This is a genomic window from Actinoplanes aureus (genome assembly GCF_015704865.1).
GTDB lineage: Bacteria > Actinomycetota > Actinomycetes > Mycobacteriales > Micromonosporaceae > Actinoplanes > Actinoplanes aureus.
On record NZ_JADQTO010000048.1, the window covers coordinates 1 to 22098 of the forward strand.

Consider the following 22098-nt stretch of genomic DNA (forward strand, 5'->3'; position numbering starts at 1 on the left):
ATGCTTCGGCAGCACGTAGACGGCCTGGATCTCGCCCACCCGCCGAGAATCTGTATCGGAGTCGCGGCACGGCGAGACGTAAATGAATCCCACGACACCGTCAACCGGATGTTCCGCGACGAGAGTTGCGGTAGGTGCATGATCCGATCGAAGATGCTGGGCCCATATCTGCCGGCGTCGCGATAGATCAAGCTGATCAAGGTGAGCCTGGGGGAACTGCCCGCGGTATGCCTCCTGCGAGGTGTGTACGTGCACCACAGCAAGCGCATCAGCGTCGTCCGCGGTTGCCACTCTGACAATCACGGCAGCTATCGTGCCATCCACGAGCCGGCGCACTGATCTCGGCAGTTCAGCACGCCGACCGGCAGAGGGTGCCGACCACCGAGCGTGACTGCACGTCGTCTCCAGGCGCGCACGGACGGCGGCAGATTAGTGCGTTCCAGCCGTCGTGCCAGCCTCAGTGCGAATTTGGATGTGAGCGACGGCGGGCGTCAGTTTGTGGTCACTGGTTATGCGAAGGCGGTCGGTCCCGGGCTCGTCAGCAGGCGGCTCCGCATCACCTTCCCGTGAATTGCGGACGGCGCCCCGACGCAGGGCCTAGCGTTCGGCTGTGACCCGCAGCGTCGAGGAGTCTTGGGAGATCATCGAAGGCTGGCTTCGCCAGCGGGTGCCTCACGTCCACCGGATGCTGGCGCCGCCAGCCACCGATGACGACCTGCGGACAGTAGAAGAGGCGCATGGCGTCGCCCTCCCGCCCGACTTGGTGTCGCTGTGGCGTGGTGCGAACGGGCCGGGTCCCGGAAGCATGAACTTCAACCTGATCGTGCCACCGGGGTTCATGCTGATGGGCACCCGCTTCGCGATCAAGCACCTGCACGAGACACGGTCGATCGCCATCGACCCTGCGAACCGGTACCGCTTCCCGGGCGACGAAGTGGATGAACAGACGCTGGTGGAGGAGTACGACGCCGCCGTCGCAGAGCTGATGGGCCGGCCCGCGGGTTTGGGCGACGACTCACCGGACGGGTTGCTGGTGCACTTGCCCGCATGGTTCATGTTCGCGCGGGAAAGCGACTGCTACTTCGTCGACTGCCGGGCCGGTGAGCAGCATGGTTGTGTGATGCGGCAGGGCGCGTACGGCGGCTGGGGCGAGCCGCTGTGGCCCGGCGTGGCGGCGCTGTGGGAAGAGACCGCCGACATTCTGGCCGCCATCGGCCCCGGCGACGAACCGGACTGGGTGCCGACCAGCGCCGGTGAGTGGTGGTTCCCCGCCGCTTGGTGGCACTCGGACAGCTGAGCACGCCCGACCGGCGGGCCAGCGCATCGCTACAGCGTCAGTTCAACAGTGAACCCTTTTCAACATGGCGAGGGCTCGCCAGCCTGACGCCGGCCGGAGCTTTAGGGCCTGTCGGCCCGAGGCCAGATTGAAAAGGGTTCACTGTTCTATCCCGGTGAGGATGATCGACGCACTCATCTCGGCAGATCCGTGCACATGCATCGGCGCAGGTGTGACGCACGGTAGCTTGGTGGCCGCAGGTGCGGGCACCGAGCGATGATCCCTCCGCTTGTCCCCAAGATCCATGCCAAGCGCTGACTATCAACGACAAGCGATGATCGCCTCGTAGCGCGTTTGTGCAGTTCAACGCCAACTGGCGGCATTCAACGACGAATCCTGATCGATATGATCGGCAAGACGAGGTCATCGGTTCGGACGCGGCCAAGCCCGCCAACTCGGCCAGCGGACAGTTGCTGTGAACGGCGCGGAGGAGGGCCGGAAATCGCGGCATCGACTGGAATCACCCGCCACAGCCCGGCATGGGCCGGGACGATGGTAGGGATCTTGGTAGGTAACCGGCTGGAATCACCCGACCGGCCCTGCGATGTGCCGGAACCGGGCTGACATGAAGCAGCAGGTCAACGGCACTGCGCAGGACCGGGCGGGACCGTCGGGGATGATCGGCTTCTTGCTTGTAAACGGGAGGTCGTCGGTTCGATCCCGACCGGGGGCTCGATCGGGGCTACTCCTGTCCGCGGACTGCGCGGACCGGGCCTCCTCGCATGCTGACCCGGGGGGCCGAGCCCCCCGGACCCCCCACGTTACGGTGGTTGCGGTAGGCGCAACGGTTGCGGTAGGCGCAGCGGTTGCGGTAGGCGCAGCGGTTGCGGTAGGCGCAGCGGTTGCGGTAGGCGCAACGGTTGCGGTAGGCGCAACGGTTGCGGTAGGCGCAGCGGTTGCGGTGGAGCCGTCCGCCTTTTACGCCACGTTCCGGTGGTTGGGGTGGTGGAGTGCTCGCGGTGCGGGGTCGGCGTTCTTTGATCTTCTTATGAGCTGCGTTCTGGTGAGTGCGATCGCTGCGGCCCTTGTCCTTGCCCAGCCCCTTCCGGCCTCGGGTTCGGAGTGGGGGCAGCCTGGCTATGGGCCGGGGGCTACCTATTTCAATCCGGGGGAGAGCGGTCTTACGGCTGCGACGGTTGGTGCCGTGCGTAAGCGGTGGGAGATCCCTACGCATGGTGGGCCGGACTGTGAGATCGGACGGGAGCCGCTGGTTTCGGGTGGGAACGTCTACACCAGTGATCCGGGGGGTGTGGGGGCGTATGACCCGGGCAGTGGGGTTCGGCGCTGGCATGCCGCTCTGCCTCGGCGTGGGGTCAGCCGGATGGCGGTCGGCGACGGCAAGCTGGTCACCCTGACCTATGCGTGTGATGGTCAGGGCAGCTATCTGAACGCTTTTCAGAGCAGCACGGGTGCGCGGCTCTGGGAGGTGCCGCTCGGTGGTCCGGCGCAGGACATGGTGGTTGATCGGGGTGTGGTCGTGGTCGACACCCGGCCCGACTATGCCCTCAGCACCACGGCGTACCGGCTGACCGACGGTCACCGGAGCTGGCGGCTCACCGGCACCCGCGGCGACGGGCTGCTGTCGGCGGGCGGGCGGCTGCTGCTGCGTACCGAAGGTCAGGGCTCCCGGGCGGTCGCCGTCGGCACCGGCGCGACGCTCTGGCAGACGCCGGAGAACTGGTACGCGGTCGGCAGCGACCCGGCCGGCACCCGTTTCTACGTCGGCGGGGCGGGCGGCGGGCTGACCGCGGTCGACGCGGCCACCGGCGTACCGATCTGGAAGTCCGCCTGGCCCTCGCCGTCGGTCACCGCTGACGAGGAGCGCGTCTACTTTCCGCGCCATCGCAGCGTCGTCTGCCTGGACGCCCGGACCGGCCGCAAACTCTGGTCGGTGCACCTGCCCGACGCGGCCGGCCAACCGGTACGCGCCGGCAGCCTGCTCTACAGCCCGTCCGGCATGGACTCGCCGCTGCGGATCACCGACGCCGCCACCGGGCGAGGTCTGCGGGGCGGCATGCCCAGCGATCAGCACTACCCACCGACCGTCGCCGGCGGCCGCCTCTTCCTCACCGACGGCGCGCGGCTACGCGCCTACTTCTAGATCCAGAATGTATGTGAAACATACGACGGTAGATATCTCTGCGACCTACGCTCCCGCCCGTAAAGATCATCGATCGATGAACGGGGCGTTCTATGGGTTCGCGCAAGCGTTTACGGCGAAGAAGTCTCGCGTTGGCGATGACGGCAGCCTTGGCCGGGCAACTCGCCTTCGTCGACGGATCGGCGCTGGCCGCCGACACTCCGCTGTGGAAGGTGGAGGTCGCGAAGATCCCCTCCGCCGAGTACACCCGGGACGCCAAGGTCTACATGACCGAGGCGACCCAGGCCCTGCGGCCGTACGTCGGTGGCGGCCTCGGCGACAGCCGGATCGACCCGGTGCTGGCGGACGTCGGCAGCCGGTATTTCGACGGTGCCCGGCTCAACGGCGCCGCCGACGGCGCGGTGGTCTGGGACAACCTGCAACACCTGGAGTCGTTCCTCAAGAGCCGGATGACCGGTGCCAGCCCGCCCAACGGCGAGGCCGAGCAAGCTCACGTCCGGACGCTGGTGGAGACGCTCACCGGCATGCGCCTGCTGTCCGACGCGGCGATCCAGGACGCCGAGGCGACGATCGGCCCGTTCCGCGCCAGCCCCATGCCGGCACCGGCCCCGGCCGGGCTGACCGAGGCGTTCGCCGACCTGGACGAGGCGAAGGCGAGCCTCGCCAAGTCCGACGAACTGCTGCGCAAGGCCAGCCCCGAGCCGGCCACCGTGCACGCCGCGAAAGCGTGGACCAGCGGCTACAACGTACTGTCGCGCCTCGGTATCACCTACACCGGTGACCACGACTCCGACGGACTCGTCGACGTCGTCGAGCTGCGCTTCGGCGCGAGCCCGCTGCTCGTCGACTCCGACAGCGACGGGCTCACCGACAAGTTCGAGATCACCGAACTGGCCGGGTGGACCAAGGCCAACAGCGCCGACAGCGACGGTGACGGGACCTCGGACGGGCAGGAGGACACCGATACCGACGGGCTGACCAACCTGCGCGAGCAGGAGCTCGGCACCTCGCCCACGGATCCGGACACCGACGGTGACGGCGTCAACGACGGCACCGAGGTCGAGCGCGGCACCAACCCGCTGGTCGCCGACCAGCCGCCCGCGCCGCCGCTGCCGGGTGACCCGCCGCCGATCGTCCCGGCCCCGAACGACACGGACACCGACGGCGACGGGCTCACCGACGTCGCCGAGGGCGAGATGCTCACCGACGTCAACAACGTCGACAGCGACGGCGACGGCCTGTCCGACGGCGTCGAGGTCGACCAGTGGGGGATCAACCCGCTCAGCGCCGACTCGGACAGCGACACGCTGCGCGACGACTACGAGTCGCTGCACGTCGAGGACCAGGGTCTCGATCCGGGCCGCCCGGACGAGCAGATCAGCAAGTGGACGTACGTCACCGACTTCCTGCTCGGCATGTTCGCCGGCGACTTCGCGCCCAAGGACTCGATGGCCTGGCTCGCCGGCAACCTGTGCGCCAGCGGCTCGAGCGTGATTCCGGTGGTGGGCTGGATCCTCGGCGGCGCGGCCGACCTGCGCGACACCATCGCCGGCGTGATCAAGGGTGACTGGGTCAGCGCCGGGCTGAGCATCCTCGGCGTCGTGCCCTACGTCGGTGACGCGGTCGCCATCCCGGGCAAGGCGGCCCGGTTCGTGGTCCGCTACATCCACCGCCTGGACGAGGTGCTCCGCTACGTCACCAAGTACGACAAGATCCCGGACGCGGTCAAGGATCTCGCGTTGGAACTGGTCCTCGGCGAGACCTACGCCTATCTGGTCGGCGAGAGTGCCACCCTGCGCGCCGCGGCCGGCCGGTTCAGCGACACCGACCTGCGCAAGCTCTCCCGGGGTGACCGCACCAAGTGGAAGAACGTCGAGGCGGCCATGAAGTCGCCGAACCATGTCGCCGGCCCGGCGGTCCCGGCACAGTGGAACGCCAAGGCGGGCGAGAACTACCTGAAGGACACCCTGCTGAACGGCAACTGTGAACCGCAGTTCCAGGTGAACACTCCGGGTTACCCGAGTGCGCGCTCGAAGTGGCGCAAGGCGGACTGCGCCGAGACGGATCCGGTGGACGGCTCGATCACCCTGCACGAGGTCAAGGTGGGTGTTCCGATCTGGACCGAGGACCTGATCAACGAGTGCCTCAAGGACGCCTGGATCATCGGTCCCGACGGGCACGCCAGCCACAAGAACCCGAACCTCAAGAAGATCCACTGGCACTTCTTCGCCAGTGCCTCGTACAACAGCGTCGGCATCCACCCGCCGCTGCTGGAGTGCTTGAACAACAACAAGATCCCGTTCACGATCCACGCACCGAACGAGGCGTGATGCGGGCTACTGAGCAGGGCGACCGTCGTCGCCCTGCTCAGTAGTGTTCGTGGCGACGATCCACGCGCTGAAGGAGGAGAGCGTTGGGCCTGGACATAGGTGTCATGCCGGCCGGGGCCGAACTGGACCGGGCGACCGTGGTAACCCTGCTGAGCCGGGTTCTCGCCGACGACCCGGACTTCCCGGGCGCCGCCACCGGCGAGTACCTGGAAACCGAACTGGTAGGCGACCGGCTCACCACGGACTGGTACCTCCACCCGGGGCGCACCGGCCTCAAGAGCGTGCGAGTCACCGTCTGGGACAACTTCCGGATGCGGCCGGCGGCACCGTTCCGGGCCGAACTGGTCCCGGTGCTCGAACTCCTGCGGGAACTCGCCGTGGCGACCGGCGGCCGGTTCATGGTCGAGGGCACCGACGTCACGGACGTGCCGCTCGGCCGCGTGCTCGACATGATCGCGCCGGATCAGACGCCCGTGGTGCCCGACGGTGCGGTGCTGGTCCGGACGACCGAGACCGACGAGGAGTTCCTGCGACGGTACGTGGCCGCCGGCGAGGAACGGCTAGCGCTGCTCCGCGGCGCCGTCCCCGGACTGGACCTCTCCCGGGACAGTCTGGTCGCGCTCTGGGGCTGGGCCATCGACCGCCTCCGGCCCCGTGATCCCGGCACGCCTCTCGAGCGGGTCATGCTCGAGAACGGCTCATTCTTCCAGCGTCCGAAGAACGCGACCCTGCCGATGTGGTACGGCCGCAGCGCCCAGGTCACCCCGCACGTCTGGTCCGACGAGTCGCTCGCGCTGATCGACGCGATCGTGTTCTACGCCGCGGAGGCGGTCCGGGCCGCCGTGCCGGAGCTGACCTGGCAGATCGCGCGAAAGGACACCCCCGGCGGCGGGAACATGCACATCGCCCAGCCGGTGCTGGCCGGCCGAGGCGACGTCATCGCGCCGATCACCGCGTTGATGCCGCTGCTCGGCAAGGTCTACTACAAGATCAAGCCGGACAAGCCGTACCCCGCCCCAGCCGCGCAGGACCTGCGTGACTGGTACGACCAGGCGGTTGCCGAGCGCCGCTAGTCATCGCGATCTTGGCGACCGGAAGCAGTCGCCAAGATCGCGATACCCGTGCTCAGCTGTAGAGCCGACGGCGGGTCACCTCGGCGAGGGTCACCGCGGCCGCGACGCTGGCGTTCAGCGACTCCACGTCAGAGGCCATCGGAATGCTCACCCGCAGGTCACAGGTCTCACCGACCAGCCGGGACAGGCCACGGCCCTCCGAGCCGACAACCACCAGCAGCGGGCCGATCGCGGCCTCCAGCTGGTACAGGTCGGTCTCGCCGTCGGCGTCCAGGCCGATCGCGGTGAAGCCGGCCTTCTGCGCCGCCTTGATCGCCCGGGTCAGGTTGACCACCTGGGAGACCGGGACCCGGGCGGCCGCGCCGGCACTGGTACGCCAAGCGGTCGCGGTGATCCCGGCGGCCCGGCGCTCGGTCATGAACACGCCGTGCCCGCCGAACGCGGCCACCGACCGGATCACCGCACCCACGTTGCGCGGGTCGGTGATGCCGTCCAGCGCCACCAGCAGCGGGGCGGTCTGCTCCAGCGAGGCGTTGACCAGGTCGTCGAAGTCCTCGTACGCGAACGGCGGCACCTGCAGGCCGATGCCCTGGTGCAGCACCCCGCCGGTCATCCGGTCCAGCTCGTTGCGGCTGACCTCCAGGATCGGGATGCCGCGGTCGCCGGAGGTCCGGACGATCTCGGCGACCCGGTCGTCGATGTCGATGCCCTGAGCCACGTACAGCGCCGTCGCCGGCACCAGCGCCCGCAGCGCCTCCACCACCGGGTTGCGGCCGAGCAACAGCTCGGGGCCTTCCTTGGTGGGGTTGGACTTGCGACCGGGCGCGACCCGCGGACCACGCGGACCGGTGGCCCGGCCGCGCGTCGCCTGGGCCCGGGTCAGACCGGCCGCCCGGCCGCCACCCCGGCCCCAGGTGGTGTCCTTGGACCCGGGGATGCCGACCTTGGGCGCACGGCCCTCGGCCGCCGCCGCCCGGCGCTCCTTCTCCTGCTTACGCGCGGTCTTCTCGGGCAGTTTCTCGGTGCCCGAGTACCCCTTGTGCCAGGGCCGCTCGTCCGCCGGCAGGGTCTTGCCCCGGCCCTTCAGCCCGGACCGGTTCTTGCCACCGGACCCGAAGGACGCGCCCTTCTTCGAGGTCGCCCGCTTGCTCGCGTTCTGTGAATTTCCTGGCATCAGTGCTGCTCTCCTACCGTCCAGCGCGGCCCGGTCGGAGTGTCCTCCACCTGAATACCCGCGTTCTTGAGCTGGTCCCGCACCGAATCGGCGGCCGCCCAGTCCTTCCGTGCACGGGCTTGTGCCCGCTGTTCCAGAGCCAGGGCGACAAGCGAGTCGACCACCGGCTTCAGGTCGTTGCCGCCCTCGCCGCCGTCCCAGGCGGCGTCGAGCGGGTCGAGGCCGAGCACGCCGAGCATGGCCCGGACCGCGGTCAGCGCGCCGCGGATGGCCGGCTCGTCACCGGCGGCCAGCGCGGTGTTGCCCTCCCGGACGGTGTCGTGCACGATCGCGAGCGCCGCCGACGTGTTGACGTCGTCGTTCATCGCGTCGGCGAAGGCCGGCGGCACCGCCTTGGGCCGGCCGGGGCCGACCACCTCGACCGCGCGCTGCACGAATCCCTCAATCCGCCGGTACGCCACGGCGGCCTCGCGCAGCGCCTCGTCCGAGTAGTCGATCCGCGAGCGGTAGTGCGGGCTGGCCAGGTAGTAGCGCACCTCGACCGGGCGGATCCCGGACTCGACGAGCGAGTCGAGGTCGATCACGTTGCCCAGCGACTTGCTCATCTTGGACTCACCGAGGTTGAGCAGCGCGTGGTGCACCCAGAAGCGGGCGAACCCGAGCCCGGCCGCCTTCGACTGGGCGATCTCGTTCTCGTGGTGCGGGAAGGTCAGGTCCAGGCCGCCGCCGTGGATGTCGAACTCGTCGCCCAGGTAGCGCCGGGCCATGGCGGAGCACTCGATGTGCCAGCCCGGCCGGCCCCGGCCCCACGGCGACGACCAGTACGCGTCCTGCGGCTCGTCGGCCTTCACACCCTTCCACAGGGCGAAGTCGCGGTGGTCGCGCTTGTCCCGCTCCGGCGCGTCACCGGCGGCCCGCATGTCGTCCGGTTTCTGCCCGGAGAGCGCGCCGTACTCCGGGTAGGAGAGCACGTCGAAGTACACGTCACCGTTGCCGGCCGCCGCCGGGTACGCGTTTCCGCGCTCGATCAGGCTCTGGATCAGCTCGTGCATCTCGGTGATGTGCCCGGTGGCCAGCGGCTCGTAGGTGGGCGACAACACGTTGAGCGAGCGGTAGTCACGGTCCAGCAGGAGCCGGTTCTCGAACGCGATCGCCCAGAACGGCCGGCCCTGTTCCAGCGACTTCTGCAGGATCTTGTCGTCCACGTCGGTGACGTTGCGGACGAAGGTGACCTCCATGCCGACGTGCAGCAGCCAGCGACGTAACACATCGTAGTTGACCGCGGACCGGAGGTGGCCGATGTGCGGCGGCGACTGCACGGTGAGACCACACAGGTAGATCCCCACCTGACCGGGCGTCATCGGGACGAAGTCCCGGACCGATCGGGTCGCGGTGTCGTACAAGCGCAGCGTCACCGGTCAAGGGTACCGGCCATCGCCGGTGGACGACCGCCCCGGCCGTGCGACACGAACGGTCACCGATCGGTGCCCCTTTTCAGCCGCCGACGGCCGCATGTGCGTCGACGATCCCGTGCCCGTAGAACCCGTTGAACGTCCGGCCGCCCTCGCAGCGGGCCGTGAACTCGGCGGGCCGGTCCGGGTAGGTCTGCACCCGGGGCTTCGGGCAGGGGCGATCGATGGCCGTCCGGTAGAGCTCACGCTCGACCGCGTCCGGCGTCATGGTCGTACCGTCGCGACTGAGGATCAGCGCGGCCACACCGCTGACGTGCGGAGCCGCCATCGAGGTGCCCTGCGTGTACAGGTAGTAGGCACACGCGCCGGCGGACGAGCAGTGCTTCTCGACCGAGCCGGCACCCGAGCCGGTGATCTCACCCTTCTCGTCGACCAGGCCTTGGGCCTGCAGGACGAGCTTCGGGTAGCTGGAGAGGATCGCACCGGCCGTGCCGTGACCGTCGGACTCGTCGCCTCCGGGCGCCGCGACATCGGCCTGCTCGACGCCGTAGTTGGAGTAGTCGGCCTTGTTCCCGGACGGACCGAGCGCGGTGGTGTTGATGACGTACGGATCCTCCTGCGGCATCTGCCGGCAGGTCGCGTTGTCGATCTTCCGCTCGTACGGGTCGGCGCCGTAGTTCGGGCTGCTCCGGTCGGGCCGGGGCCGGCCCAAATCCTCGTGGCCGTTGCCGAGGGAGCTGATCAGCGTGACGCCCTTGTCGTGGGCGTACTTCAGCGCCCGGGTCAGCCCGGCCAGGATGGCGCGCTGCTCGGCCTGCCGCTCCTGGCTGTCCGCGGGGTTGGCCGGGCAGAGGTAGCGCCACGGGTCGACGAAGAACGACATGTTCACCACGTCGAGGCCGGCGTCGCCGGCGTACGTCAGCGCGTCGACCACCGGGTCGAGGAAGAAGAAGCCGGAGTCCTGGCCGCCCTTGAGCTCGACCAGGGTGACCCCCGGCGCCACCCCGGAGATGCCGAAGCCGTCGGCCGCCGCGCCGATGGTGCCCGCCACGTGCGTACCGTGACCGCCGTCGTCGGTGCCGACCGGGTCCAGGCAGCTCTTGACCTCGCAGGGTCCGTCGGCGTCCGGGATGTCCGGCGCGAAGTTGCGGGAGAGCGTACGGCTGAAGTGCGGCGCCAGGTCGGGATGGCTGGCGTCCAGCCCGGTGTCGAGGACGCCGACGGTGACTCCCGGGTCGCCGCCCCGGACCTTCCGCGCCCGATCGGCGCGGATCATGCGCAGGCCCCACAGCTTGTCGTCGAGCGGATCGAGGGCCGCCGGGCCGGGCGCACCCACCGGCAGACCGGCGGGGCGACCGGCCGGTGCCGTGCTGACCCGCCCGATGGCCCGGAGCTCGCTCGCACCGATCAGTGCGGGCGAGGTGGCGGCCTTCGCCGCGAACCGGGCGTCGGCCGAGGTCACCCGGTACACGCCGACCGCGTCGTTGCGCTTCACGACGGTGCCGCCGGCGGATCGGATGGCCGCGGTCGCGTCCGGAACGGACACGCCGTCGGCGGCGACCACGGTGTAGTCGCTGGTGATCGGCTCAGCGGCGCCCGGTACCAGGGCCAGCAGCAGCAGACCGGAGACGACTGCGGGTAGGGGTTTCACTTCCCGGATGCTAGAGCCGAAAAGGGGTGCTTGTTCCGCGATCACGGAACAAGCACCCCTGATGGTCAGCGGCCGCCGACCGCCGCGTAGGCGTCGACGATGCCGTGGCCGTAGAACCCGTTGAAGTTCTTGCCGCCCTCACAGAGCGCGTCGAACTCGACGGAACGGCCCTCCTGCACGTAGCTCTGCAGGCGCGGCTCCGGGCAGGCGTGCTCGGCGGCGCTGCGGTACAGCTGCGCCTCGACCAGCTTCGGGGCCATGGTCTTGCCACCGCGGCGGAAGTCCGGGTAGCCGTACCTGCTGACGATCAGCGCGGCGACACCGGCGGCGTGCGGCGACGCCATCGAGGTGCCCTGCAGGTACGTGTAGTAGCCGCACTCGCCGGCCTTGGTGCACTCCTTGAAGACCAGGCCCTCGCCGTCCGCGGTGATGTTGCCGTCCGCGTCGACCAGCTCCTCCTCCTGCAGCACCTTGAGCGGGTAGGTGGAGAGGATCTGGTTGCCGGCCGTCTGGAAGGTGTCGGTGCCGAACCCGTCGCGGTACCAGCCGCCGGGCGCGGCGACCGAGATCTGCTCGAGGCCGTAGTTCGAGAAGTCCGACTTCTTCTTCGACGGGCCCACCGAGGAGACGCCGATGACGTGCGAGCCCTCCGCCGGCAGGTTCCAGCACGAGCTGTTGTCGATCGTGCGGTCGCGCGGCGTGCCACCGTAGTTCGGGCTGCCCCCGTCGACCCGCGGCTTGCCGAGGTCCTCGTGGTTGTTACCCAGCGCGCCGACCAGGGTGACGCCCTTGCGGTGCGCGTAATCCAACGCCCGCTTCATGGCCGCGATGGTGGCCCGCTGTGCGGCCTGCTCCTCGGCGCTGTCGGCCGGGTTCGCCGTGCAGTTGAAGAGCCACGGGTCGACGTAGAACGACATGTTCACCACGTCGAGGCCGGCGTCGGCGGCGTGGGTGAGTGCGTTGACCACCGGGTCCAGGAAGAAGTAGCCGGAGTCCTGGCCACCCTTGAGCTCGACCAGGGTGACGTCCGGCGCGATGCCGGAGACGCCGACACCGTTCGCCGCGGCGCCGATCGTGCCGGCGACGTGCGTGCCGTGGCCGTTGTCGTCGGTGCCGACCGGGTCGACACAGCTGGCCACCTCGCACGGGCCGTCGACATCGGTCAGGTCCGGCGCGAAGTTGCGGGAGAGCTTCGAGCTGAAGTGCGGTGCGAGATCCGGGTTCGAGGCGTCCAGGCCGGTGTCCAGGATGCCCACGGTCACGCCTCGGTCACCGGACTCGATCTTGCGAGCCTTGTCCGCGCGGACCATGGCCAGGCCCCACAGCTTGGCGTCGAGCGGGTCCAGCTTCGCCGGCCCGCCCTTGCCACCCTTGCCGGTCCGGGCGGTGCGGTCGACCTTCTCCAGCTGGCTGGGCGCGTGGCCGATGGCCTTGCGCTCGCTCGCCCCGATCAGGGCGCCGGAGGTGGCGGCCTTCGCCTCGAACTTCGTGTCGGCCGACTCCACCCGGTAGACACCGACGGCTTCGTTACCGCTCACGATCGTGCCGCCGGCCGCCTTGATGGCCGCGGTGGCCTCCGCGGCGGAAGCGCCCTCAGCGGCCACGACCGTGTAATCGACTGTGTTACCTGGCTCCGCCACCGCGGAGCCGGGTACCACAGCCAGGAAAGCCAGGCCCGTCGCGGTGACGACGGCCCCGGTGACAACGCGTCTTCTCATGGAAGCGCTCCTCCTGGAATAGGCCCTGAATAGGCTAGGAGGCATCACATCGAGAAAGATCGCTCAGCACAAGATCTACGGCCGGGTCATCCGCAGGACATCGAGCGCTTCGTCCAGTTGTGTCTCAGTCAATGTGCCGTTTGCGACGTGTCCCCGCTCGATCACCACCTCGCGGATCGTCCGATCGGTGGCCAGTGCCTGCTTGGCGATCGCCGCGGCCTCGTCGTACCCGAGGTACCGGTTGAGGGGCGTGACGATCGAGGGCGAGCCCTCCGCGTACGCCCGGGCCACCTCCTCGTTCGCCTCGAGGCCGGCGACGCACCGGTCGGCGAGCTGGCGGGCGGCCGCGGCCAGCAATCGGATCGACTCGAGCAGGTTGCGGGCCATCACCGGCAGCATCACGTTCAGCTCGAAATCGCCCTGGGTGCCGGCGAAGGCGACCGTCGCGTCGTTCCCGATCACCTGAGCGGCCACCTGGCGGACCATCTCGGGCACCACCGGGTTCACCTTGCCCGGCATGATCGACGAGCCGGGCTGGAGATCCGGCAGGCGCAGCTCACGCAGGCCGGCCCGCGGTCCGGAGCCCATCCAGCGGATGTCGTTGGCGATCTTGTAGAGGCCGGCCGCCACCACCCGCAACTGGCCGGACGCCTCGACCAGCGCGTCCCGGGCACCCTGCGCCTCGAAGTGGTCACGGGCCTCGCTGAGCGGCAGCCCGGTCTCCTCCTTGAGCAGCTCGATCACCGCCGGAGCGAAGCCGGGCGGCGTGTTCACCCCGGTGCCGACGGCGGTGCCACCCAGTGGCAGCTCACCGAGCCGGGGCAGGGTGGCGGTCAGCCGCTCGACGCCGTTGGTGACCTGTTGGGCGTACCCCGAGAATTCCTGGCCGAGAGTGACCGGCGTGGCGTCCATCAGGTGCGTGCGGCCGCTCTTGACCACCTCGGACCAGGCGCCGGCCTTGGTGCGCAACGCACCCGCCAGATGTTCGAGCGCCGGAATCAGGTCCTGGCTGACCGCTTCGGTGGCCGCCAGATGGATCGAGGAGGGGAAGACGTCGTTGCTGGACTGGGACGCGTTGACATGGTCGTTCGGGTGCACCGGCCGGCCCAGGGCGCGGGACGCCAGGGTGGCGATCACCTCGTTGGCGTTCATGTTCGACGAGGTGCCGGAGCCGGTCTGGAAGACGTCGATCGGGAACTGGTCGTCGTAGCCGCCGTCGGCCACGTGCGCCGCGGCGGTCGCGATCACCTCCGCCAGGTCGCCGTCCAGCACGCCCAGTTTCCCGTTGGCCCGGGCCGCGGCGCCCTTGATCCGGGCGAGCGCCCGGATGTGCGCCGGTTCCAGTCCCCGGCCGGAGATCGGGAAGTTCTCCACCGCCCGCTGCGTCTGTGCCCGCCAGAGGGCATCGGCGGGTACACGCACCTCGCCCATCGTGTCGCGTTCGATCCGGAAGCCGCTCTCGTCAGTCGTCACCGGACCATCCTCTCTCGACCTGCGCCCGGCCGCCGTCGATCGTGTCGATCCGGGTTCGCTCGCGCAGCGGGTATCGCTCCACCAGGGCGGCGAGTTCACCCAGCAGGTCCCGAGCCGTATCTTGATGATCACTCACGGTTGGACGCGCGCGGCAACGGAACGTACCGTCGGCGGAGTTTGGTCGACCCCCGACGAAGAGGATCCCCCTGATGCGACGCGCCATCCTGGCCGTGCTCGCCGGCGGCGTGCTGCTGACCGGCACCGCCTGTGACAGCGATGCGGACACCAGCGAGAGCGCGGCCCCGGCCGCCGCCGAGGCCACCTCGACGCCGCCGGCCACCGCCCCGGCGCCCGACTACGCGGCGGACACGACGAAGGTCTGCGGACGTCTCGACGAGATCTTCAGCGCCGCGCTCGCCGGCGAATTCGGTGCCGCCATGGGCAAGATGATCGCCCAGAAGGAGGCGAAGCAGGCGGAGGAGGTGAAGAACGCCGAGAAGGCCGCGGCCGCCGAGCTGAAGGCGGTCGGCACCCAGATCCGCAAGGAGACCGGCGCCGCGCAGGATCCGGAACTCAAGGCGGCCGGCGAGACCTCCGCCGCGAAGATCGAGCAGAGCGCGAAGGACCGCGACTACATCGAGAAGGTCAAGACCTCCAAGGACCTGGACCGCACGCTCAAGAGCCAGATCCAGGAGTGGCTGAGCCCCGTCTCCGGATACTGCGCCTGATCGGCCAGCCCGCAGCCCAACCTCATCGCTGTCTCACGGGCCTTGAGGCAGCAGTGGGGTTGGGCCCGTTTAGATGCGCCGGCCGATGCCGAGGACCGGCTTGGTCACCTCGGCGAAGAAGTCGTTGCCCTTGTCGTCCACGACGATGAAGGCCGGGAAGTCCTCGACCTCGATCTTCCAGACCGCCTCCATGCCGAGCTCGGGGAACTCGAGCACCTCGACGTGCCGGATGCAGTCCTGCGCCAGCCGGGCCGCCGGGCCGCCGATCGAGCCGAGATAGAAGCCGCCGTACGTGTTGCAGGCGTCGGTGACCTGCTTGGACCGGTTGCCCTTGGCCAGCATCACCATCGAGCCGCCGGACGCCTGGAACTTCTCGACGTACGAGTCCATCCGGCCGGCTGTGGTCGGGCCGAACGAGCCGGAGGCGTACCCCTCAGGGGTTTTCGCCGGGCCGGCGTAATAGACCGCGTGGTCGCGCATGTACTGCGGCATCGGCTCGCCGGCGTCCAGCCGCTCGGCGATCTTCGCGTGCGCGATGTCCCGCGCCACCACCAGCGGGCCGGTCAGCGACAGCCGGGTCTTCACCGGGTACTTGCTCAGCTCCGCGCGGATGTCGGCCATCGGCCGGTTGAGGTCGATCTGCACGACGGGCTCTTCGCCGAGATCAACATCGGGAAGGTAGCGCGCGGGGTCGGTCTCCAGACGCTCCAGCCAGACGCCCGACGGGGTGATCTTGGCGACCGCCTGGCGGTCGGCCGAGCAGGAGACCGCGATGGCGACCGGACAGGAGGCGCCGTGCCGGGGCAGCCGGATGACGCGTACGTCGTGGCAGAAGTACCGCCCGCCGAACTGCGCCCCGATCCCGAAGTCCCGGGTCAGCTCCAGCACCGCTGCTTCCAGCTCGAGGTCCCGGAAGCCGTGCGCCAGCATCGTCCCCGACGTGGGCAGGTTGTCCAGGTACTTCGCGCTGGCCAGCTTGGCGGTCTTCAGCGCGTGCTCGGCGCTGGTGCCGCCGACGACCACGGCCAGGTGGTACGGCGGGCAGGCCGAGGTGCCGATCAGGCGCAGCTTCTCGTCCAGGAACTGCATCATCCGCTGCGGATTCAACAGCGCCTTCGTCTCCTGGTAGAGGTACGACTTGTTGGCCGAGCCGCCGCCCTTGGCCATGAAGAGGAACTTGTACGCGTCCGGATGCCCGCCCGGGTCCTCGGCGTACAGCTCGATCTGCGCCGGCAGGTTCGTCCCGGTGTTCCGCTCGTCCCACATCGTCAGCGGCGCGAGCTGGGAATAGCGCAGGTTGAGCCGGGTGTACGCCTGGTAGACGCCGAGCGCGATGGCCGCCTCGTCGGTGCCGTCGGTGAGCACGTGCCGGCCGCGCTTGCCCATCACGATCGCCGTGCCGGTGTCCTGGCACATCGGCAGCACGCCGCCGGCCGCGATGTTGGCGTTGCGGAGCAGGTCCAGCGCGACGAACCGGTCGTTCGGCGACGCCTTGGGGTCATCGATGATCGATCGCAGCTGAGTCAGGTGTGCTGGGCGCAGATAGTGCGCGATGTCGTGCATCGCCTCGGCGGTGAGCTGGGTCAGGGCCGCCGGCTCGACGGTCAGGAACCGCCGCCCGCCCGGGCCCTCGACAACGTCAACACCCTCGTCCGTCACCAACCGGTACTCGGTCAGATCCTCGCCGGTCGGCAAGAGCGGCGAGTAGGTGAAAGCGGCGCCTCTGCTCATGAGCGGCAAGCCTAGGCCAGCGGGGTAGCCGTACGCGAACCCCTCCCCGGCGCTTCGCGCGCCGGGTCGCCTCAGGAGAACGCGAGGTAGGCCATGTCGCGGCCGGAGACCGCGATCATGCCGTCCGGACCTACGGCGAAGACCTTCGCATCGGTACGCACATCGGCACGGACCGCCCCCGAAGCGAGCGCCAGGGCGGTGATCCGGTTCTTCGAGACGACGATCGCCGCGTACGGGGTGAGCGCGGCACTCGCCTCCGGACGCCCGGTCTGCCGCCACACCGCCTTGCCCTTGCTGAACGACCAGCCCCGCAGGGTGTCGTCCTTGCGGATCACCGCGTAGGAGTCGTTCACCGCGACCACGTCCGACTCCTTGTCGCCGTACCAGAGGTCGCGCCCGTCGTACCCGTTGATCAGCAACTCCCGCCCGTACGGGTCGACGCCGAGCACCACGTTGTACCCGCCCGCCGGGTCCCGCCCCTGCTTGCAGTCCGACCCGTCGGCGGTACGCAGGTTGAGCCCGTCCCGCTGCCACACCACGTTGTTGCGCGGCGGGGCGGTGGCCACCACCCCGTAGTAACAGGTGCCGTCGCGCGACGTACCGGTCACCGTCAACACCCGCCCGGCGACCACCGCGATCCGCTGGTCGCGAGCCGGCCGGACGGTCTGTACCAGCTTGCCGGTCGCGGTGTCGATCACCCGGATCTGCCCGTCGTCCGGGAAGCCCAGCAGGCCGGGCAGCGCCGGCGGTCCGGCCACGTCGTCGTCCACGTCGCCGCTGGTCAGCCGGCGGGTGTCCGGCAGGTCCGGGTTGCCGGCGTCCAGGACGAACCCGATGCCCCCGGTGCCGACGCTCCAGAGCTGGGTGCCGGCCTTCGGGTCCCATCCGGTCAGCCGGCAGTCGTCGCCCCCGGAGCAGCTCAGATCGACGATCGCGTCCTGATAGGTCCAGACCGCGCTGGCCGTGGTGTCGGAGCGCCGCGCCACCCCGGTACGCGGGTCGAGCACCTGATAACCCTTGGTGAGCAGCCGCCCGGTGACCACCACCGCGTCGGCGCCCCGGCCGGCGATCGAGGCCCAGTCCGCGTCCGACGACCAGAGCGGCACCGCCGCGGTCAGCCCGTACGCCTCGACGGAGTTCCGGTACTCGACGATCACCGCGTCTCCGGCGATGGCGACGCTCTGCGGGGTGCCGCCGAGCTCCTGTTGCCACCGGGCACCGGGCGCGACCGGCCCGCTCGTGGTGATCCACGACCACATCCGCGGGAACGGGTTCCAGACGCCGGTCGTAGCCAGGACCGTGACGGTCACGGCGGCGACCAGCGCGAGCCCTTTCCCTGACCCGGACATGCGGACACCGTAGTGACCTCGATCCACTTATCCCGCGAGCGCGAAAAGTCCGTGTCGGTAGCTTATTGCCGGTTTGCCGAGCGGACCAGCGGCACCGTCCGGTACGGGATCAACTCGGCCAGCGCGATGATGGTGTGCGCCCGGACGATGCCCTCGTAGCCGACGATCTGGTCGATCACCCGTTGCAGGTCGGCGTTGGCACGGGCCACGATCCGGCACAGGATGTCGCCGCTCCCGGTGATCGTGTGCGCCTCCAGCACCTCGGGAATCTCGGCGAGATGCTCGGCCACCGCGTCATGGCCGTACCGCTGGCTGATCTCCAGGGTCACGAAGCTGGTCACGCCGAAGCCGATCGCGGCCGGCACCACCTCCGGGCCGAAACCCTTGATCGCGCCCCGCGAGATCAGCTTGTCCAGCCGCGCCTGCACCGTGCCGCGCGCCACCGCGAGCCGCCGGGAGAGCTCCAGCACACCGATCCGCGGCTCGGCGGCGAGCAACGCGATGAGACGCCCGTCAAGGTCGTCGAGCTGGACAGTCTGCTCACCCACCGGGGGAACGTACCGCACCTCCTGCACAGTCTGACCAAGTCCGCGCAAGCCTCTTGCCCATCTGTACGATCAGCGAGCACCTTATGGGTAGGACCCGGCCCGCAGGGAACCGTCAGGCTGTCGTGGTAAAGGTTTGCGCATGAGTTCCCTTCCCGCGGGTTGGTACAAGGACCCGGCCGACACCAGTACCCAGCGCTACTGGGACGGTGAGGGCTGGCTGGGCGAAGCCATCCCGGCGGACGCGGTTCCGCCGGACGGGCCGCCCGCGGTCAAGGCGGAACCGCCGGTTCCTCCCGCGGCTCCCGCACCGCAGCCGCCCCAGCCGCAGCCGTACGGGTCGCCCCCGCCCGGATACCCCGCCCAGCCGACCACGCCGCCGGCATACGGCCCGCCCCCGGGCTGGGGACCGCAGCCGGGCTGGGGTCCCCAGCATCCGGGTGCGCAGGCCCCACCGCCGGGCTGGCAACCGCCGCCTCCGGGATGGCAGCAGCCGCCTCCGGGCTGGCAGCCACAGCCCGGGCAGCCGATGCACGCGTACGCCTACCCCATGCCGCAGGCGATGCCGCACGGCCTCCCGCTGGCCGGGCTGGGCCGGCGGCTGACCGCCCGGCTCATCGACATCGCCGTCGTGCTGGCGCTCAACGTCGTGGTCAACGGCTGGTTCATCTACCAGTACTGGCAGGACTTCGCGCCGATCTTCCGGGAGTACATGCGGCAGGTCGCGGCGGGCAACCAGAACGTCACGGTCGAACCCACGCCGCGGATGCAGACCCTCTCGATCGCCATCCTGACCGTCGCCACCCTGCTCTGGCTGCTCTACGAGGCGCCGTCGATCGGCGCCCGCGGCCAGACCCTTGGCAAACGGGCCATGGGGATCAAGGTGTTCCGGGTGGAGAGCACCGCACCGATCGGCTTCGGCCGGGCGTTCACGCGGTGGGCCCGGCTCGGCATGTGGACGCTGTTCTGGTGGTGCGGTGTCGGTCTGATCGTCCAGTTCTTCTTCTCGCTCTCCCCACTTTTCGACCCCCGCCTGCGCCAGGCCTGGCACGACAAGGCGGCGGCCACGGTCGTCGTCGCCGTGCCCCCCGGCGCCCACCCGACCGTCAAGGCCGCACCGAGCGGCGATCTACCCGGAGGATCCAAATGACCCGGCTGACCCGCGCCGACCTGGACGCGCTGCCGAACTACGTGCCCGGACGCAACATCGCCGACCTCGCCCGCGAGCTGGGCATCGCCGAGGCGATCAAGCTGGCCAGCAACGAGGTTCCCTACGGGCCGTTGCCCGGCGTCGTGGAGGCGATCACCGAGGCGGCCCGTTCCGTGCACCGCTACCCCGACATGGGCGTGGTCCGGCTGCGGGACGCCATCGGCGAGCGGTTCGGGGTGAGCCCGGAGCGGGTCGTCACCGGCTGCGGTTCGGTGGCGCTGGCCGAGATCCTGGCGAAGGCGACGTGTCTGCCGGGCGACGAGATCGTCTACTCGTGGCGGTCGTTCGAGGCGTACCCGATCATCGCGGCCGGGGGCGGCGCGACAAGCGTGCGGGTGCCGAACACGGCGGCGCACGGGCACGACCTCGCGGCGATGGCCGAGGCGATCACCGACCAGACCCGGATGGTGTTCGTCTGCAACCCGAACAACCCGACCGGCACCAGCGTGCGCACGGCCGAGATCGACCGGTTCCTCGCCGAGGTCCCCTCCGACGTGCTGGTGGTGCTCGACGAGGCGTACCGGGAGTTCGTCACCGACCCGGACGTGCCGGACGCGCTGGAGACCTACGGCGACCGGCCCAACGTGGTGGTCCTGCGCACCATGAGCAAGGCCTGGGGCCTGGCCGGGCTGCGGATGGGCTACCTGGTCGCCCAGCCCGAGGTGGCGACCGCCCTGCGCAAGGTGGTGACCCCGTTCTCCACCAGCATGGTCGCGCAGGCCGCGGCACTTGCCGCGCTGGAGCAGGAGGACGAGGTACGCCGTCGCTGCGCGCTCGTCGTCGCGGAACGGGACCGGCTCACCGAGGCGCTGCGCAAGCTCTCCGTCGCGGTGCCGGACAGCCAGGCCAACTTCGTCTGGATGCCGCTCGGCGATCGGACCGCCGAGTTCGCCGCCGCCTGCGAGAGCCGGGGCGTCATCGTGCGCGGGTTCCATCCGGAGGGCGTACGCGTCACGGTCGGCACCCCGGAGGAGAACGACCTGTTCCTCGCCGCCGCCGAGGCCGCGCTCAAGGACTGACCCGGCTCATACCCGCGCTTCGACTCGCTCGTGGTCCTCCCGGCTGATCCGGGCCGGGAAGACCGCCGGCGAGAGCACCACCAGCACGCTCGCGACCAGCGCCAGCCCGGCCGCCAGCAGCGGCAGCGCGCCGAGGTTCCCGGCGCTGATCAGCCGCTCACCGACGAACGCCCCGCCGCCGATGCCGATCTGGAACGCCACGACGTGGACCGCCGACGCCGCGTCCCGGGTCGCCGGCGCCACCCGCAGCACCGCCGCGGCCAGGAAGACCGGGATGGCGGTGAACGCGCCGCCCCAGAGCAGGGTGGCGACCACGGTCGGGACCGGGCCGAGCACCGGCGCGAGCAAGCCGACCGAGATCGTCACCGTCACCGTGAGGCCGAGGACCAGGGGTCCTGGGCGCCGATCGACGTACCGCCCCACCACGTAGTTGGCGAGCAGGCCGACCGCGCCGTATCCGAGCAGCAGCGCGCTCAGGCCGGCACCGTCCAGCCCGGCGTCGCGGCGGACCAGCGGAGCGATGTACGTGTACGCCGCGAAGTGCCCCACCACCAGCACCATCGTGATCAGGCAGAGTCGCGCCACCGGCCCGTTGCGCAGCACCCGCACCGCACCCCGCAGCTGCTCCCCGGTACGCGCCTCGAGGTCCCGCGGCAGCGGTCCCAGCTTCGGCAGTACGGCGAGCAGCAGCACCACGCAGACCGCCCCGCCCACGGCGAACAGCCCGACCGCCGACCGCCAGCCCAGGAACTGGCCGATGGCCGTACCCAGCGGAACGCCGAGCACGATGGCGAGCGAGTTGCCCAGGAAGACCAGCGCGGTCGCCCGTCCGGCCTGCCCGGGCGGCGCCAGCCGCACGATGATCGGCCCGAGCACCGACCAGAACACACCGTGCGCCAGGGCGCAGACCAGCCTGCTCAGGGTCAGGATCTCGAAGGTGGGCGCGACCGCCGCCGCCCCCTGAGACACCGCGAAAATCGCTACCGTGACGGCGATGAGTCGGTGCCTCGGCACCCGCATGGTGAGCGCGGTGAGCGGGATGGTGCTCAGCGCGGCCACCACGGCATAGCTGGTCAACAGGAACCCGACCTGCGCCTCGGTCACGCCGAGGTCGGCCGAGATCTGCGGGAGAACGCCGACCGGGAGGGTTTCAGCGGTGACGTAGCAGAACGTGGAGGCACCGAGAACGATAAGCGCCGGGCGGTTGAGTCTCACCCCCGCACAATAAGCTCTGATCTAGAGCATAAA

The 22098-nt window shown here is 69.9% G+C and carries 18 protein-coding genes; 7 read left to right on the forward strand and 11 right to left on the reverse strand.

Features of this window, described 5'->3' with window-relative positions; translation table 11 throughout:
* The coding region (locus tag I4J89_RS50620) for a GNAT family N-acetyltransferase (RefSeq protein ID WP_507236535.1) at positions 1 to 303 on the reverse strand (303 nt) is incomplete at its 3' end.
* A gap of 307 nt (positions 304 to 610) precedes the next feature.
* On the opposite strand from I4J89_RS50620, the gene I4J89_RS46650 reads away from it, so the two are divergent.
* From I4J89_RS46650 to I4J89_RS46665, 4 genes are all read left to right on the forward strand, one after another.
* Positions 611 to 1297, forward strand: coding sequence for an SMI1/KNR4 family protein (locus I4J89_RS46650; protein ID WP_196420688.1), 687 nt, complete (start codon positions 611 to 613; stop codon positions 1295 to 1297).
* 1027 nt (positions 1298 to 2324) lie between these two features.
* Positions 2325 to 3437 (forward strand): outer membrane protein assembly factor BamB family protein, encoded by a 1113-nt coding sequence (locus tag I4J89_RS46655; protein ID WP_230860763.1) that lies wholly within the window; start codon positions 2325 to 2327, stop codon positions 3435 to 3437.
* Positions 3438 to 3574: 137 nt separating this feature from the next.
* On the forward strand, positions 3575 to 5767 hold the full coding sequence (locus tag I4J89_RS46660) for a hypothetical protein (RefSeq protein ID WP_196420690.1): 2193 nt from the start codon (positions 3575 to 3577) through the stop codon (positions 5765 to 5767).
* Positions 5768 to 5850: 83 nt separating this feature from the next.
* The gene (locus I4J89_RS46665) at positions 5851 to 6840 is read left to right on the forward strand and encodes a hypothetical protein (protein ID WP_196420691.1); all 990 of its coding nucleotides are present in this window, start codon (positions 5851 to 5853) and stop codon (positions 6838 to 6840) included.
* A gap of 52 nt (positions 6841 to 6892) precedes the next feature.
* Here the strand turns inward: I4J89_RS46665 and rlmB are convergent, their stop codons facing one another.
* The 6 genes from rlmB to I4J89_RS46695 form a co-directional block, all read right to left on the reverse strand.
* Positions 6893 to 8014 carry a 23S rRNA (guanosine(2251)-2'-O)-methyltransferase RlmB gene (rlmB, locus tag I4J89_RS46670; RefSeq protein WP_196420692.1) on the reverse strand — a complete coding sequence of 374 codons (1122 nt, stop codon included), beginning with the start codon at positions 8012 to 8014 and terminating at the stop codon, positions 6893 to 6895.
* Positions 8014 to 9429, reverse strand: a complete 1416-nt coding sequence (gene cysS / locus I4J89_RS46675) for a cysteine--tRNA ligase (RefSeq protein ID WP_196420693.1) — start codon at positions 9427 to 9429, stop codon at positions 8014 to 8016. Before cysS ends, rlmB begins: the two co-directional genes overlap by 1 nt.
* Positions 9430 to 9508: 79 nt before the next feature.
* Entirely contained in the window at positions 9509 to 11077 is a 1569-nt protein-coding gene (locus I4J89_RS46680; RefSeq protein WP_373688217.1) for a S8 family serine peptidase, read from the reverse strand.
* A 65-nt stretch (positions 11078 to 11142) separates the two neighbouring features.
* Positions 11143 to 12795, reverse strand: a complete 1653-nt coding sequence (locus I4J89_RS46685; RefSeq protein WP_196420694.1) for a S8 family serine peptidase — start codon at positions 12793 to 12795, stop codon at positions 11143 to 11145.
* A 75-nt stretch (positions 12796 to 12870) separates the two neighbouring features.
* Positions 12871 to 14226: a class II fumarate hydratase gene (locus I4J89_RS46690; RefSeq protein WP_230860769.1), complete on the reverse strand. Its 1356-nt coding sequence runs from the start codon at positions 14224 to 14226 to the stop codon at positions 12871 to 12873.
* Positions 14227 to 14257: 31 nt separating this feature from the next.
* Positions 14258 to 14404, reverse strand: coding sequence for a hypothetical protein (locus I4J89_RS46695; RefSeq protein WP_196420696.1), 147 nt, complete (start codon positions 14402 to 14404; stop codon positions 14258 to 14260).
* A gap of 73 nt (positions 14405 to 14477) precedes the next feature.
* Here I4J89_RS46695 and I4J89_RS46700 point away from each other — a divergent pair, with 73 nt between their 5' ends.
* Positions 14478 to 14996, forward strand: coding sequence for a hypothetical protein (locus I4J89_RS46700; protein WP_196420697.1), 519 nt, complete (start codon positions 14478 to 14480; stop codon positions 14994 to 14996).
* A 69-nt stretch (positions 14997 to 15065) separates the two neighbouring features.
* On the opposite strand, the gene I4J89_RS46705 is transcribed toward I4J89_RS46700, so the two are convergent.
* The 3 genes from I4J89_RS46705 to I4J89_RS46715 form a co-directional block, all read right to left on the reverse strand.
* Positions 15066 to 16727: a fumarate hydratase gene (locus tag I4J89_RS46705; protein ID WP_196420698.1), complete on the reverse strand. Its 1662-nt coding sequence runs from the start codon at positions 16725 to 16727 to the stop codon at positions 15066 to 15068.
* 71 nt (positions 16728 to 16798) lie between these two features.
* Positions 16799 to 18076: a hypothetical protein gene (locus I4J89_RS46710; RefSeq protein ID WP_196420699.1), complete on the reverse strand. Its 1278-nt coding sequence runs from the start codon at positions 18074 to 18076 to the stop codon at positions 16799 to 16801.
* Positions 18077 to 18138: 62 nt separating this feature from the next.
* Positions 18139 to 18624 (reverse strand): Lrp/AsnC family transcriptional regulator, encoded by a 486-nt coding sequence (locus I4J89_RS46715; RefSeq protein WP_196420700.1) that lies wholly within the window; start codon positions 18622 to 18624, stop codon positions 18139 to 18141.
* 139 nt (positions 18625 to 18763) lie between these two features.
* Here I4J89_RS46715 and I4J89_RS46720 point away from each other — a divergent pair, with 139 nt between their 5' ends.
* Both I4J89_RS46720 and hisC read left to right on the forward strand, forming a co-directional pair.
* Positions 18764 to 19771: an RDD family protein gene (locus I4J89_RS46720; RefSeq protein WP_196420701.1), complete on the forward strand. Its 1008-nt coding sequence runs from the start codon at positions 18764 to 18766 to the stop codon at positions 19769 to 19771.
* The gene (hisC, locus tag I4J89_RS46725) at positions 19768 to 20850 is read left to right on the forward strand and encodes a histidinol-phosphate transaminase (protein ID WP_196420702.1); all 1083 of its coding nucleotides are present in this window, start codon (positions 19768 to 19770) and stop codon (positions 20848 to 20850) included. The genes I4J89_RS46720 and hisC overlap by 4 nt, the downstream gene beginning before the upstream one ends.
* 6 nt (positions 20851 to 20856) lie before the next feature.
* Here hisC and I4J89_RS46730 read toward each other — a convergent pair whose 3' ends face one another.
* Positions 20857 to 22065, reverse strand: coding sequence for an MFS transporter (locus tag I4J89_RS46730; RefSeq protein ID WP_196420703.1), 1209 nt, complete (start codon positions 22063 to 22065; stop codon positions 20857 to 20859).
* Positions 22066 to 22098 lie beyond the last annotated feature (33 nt).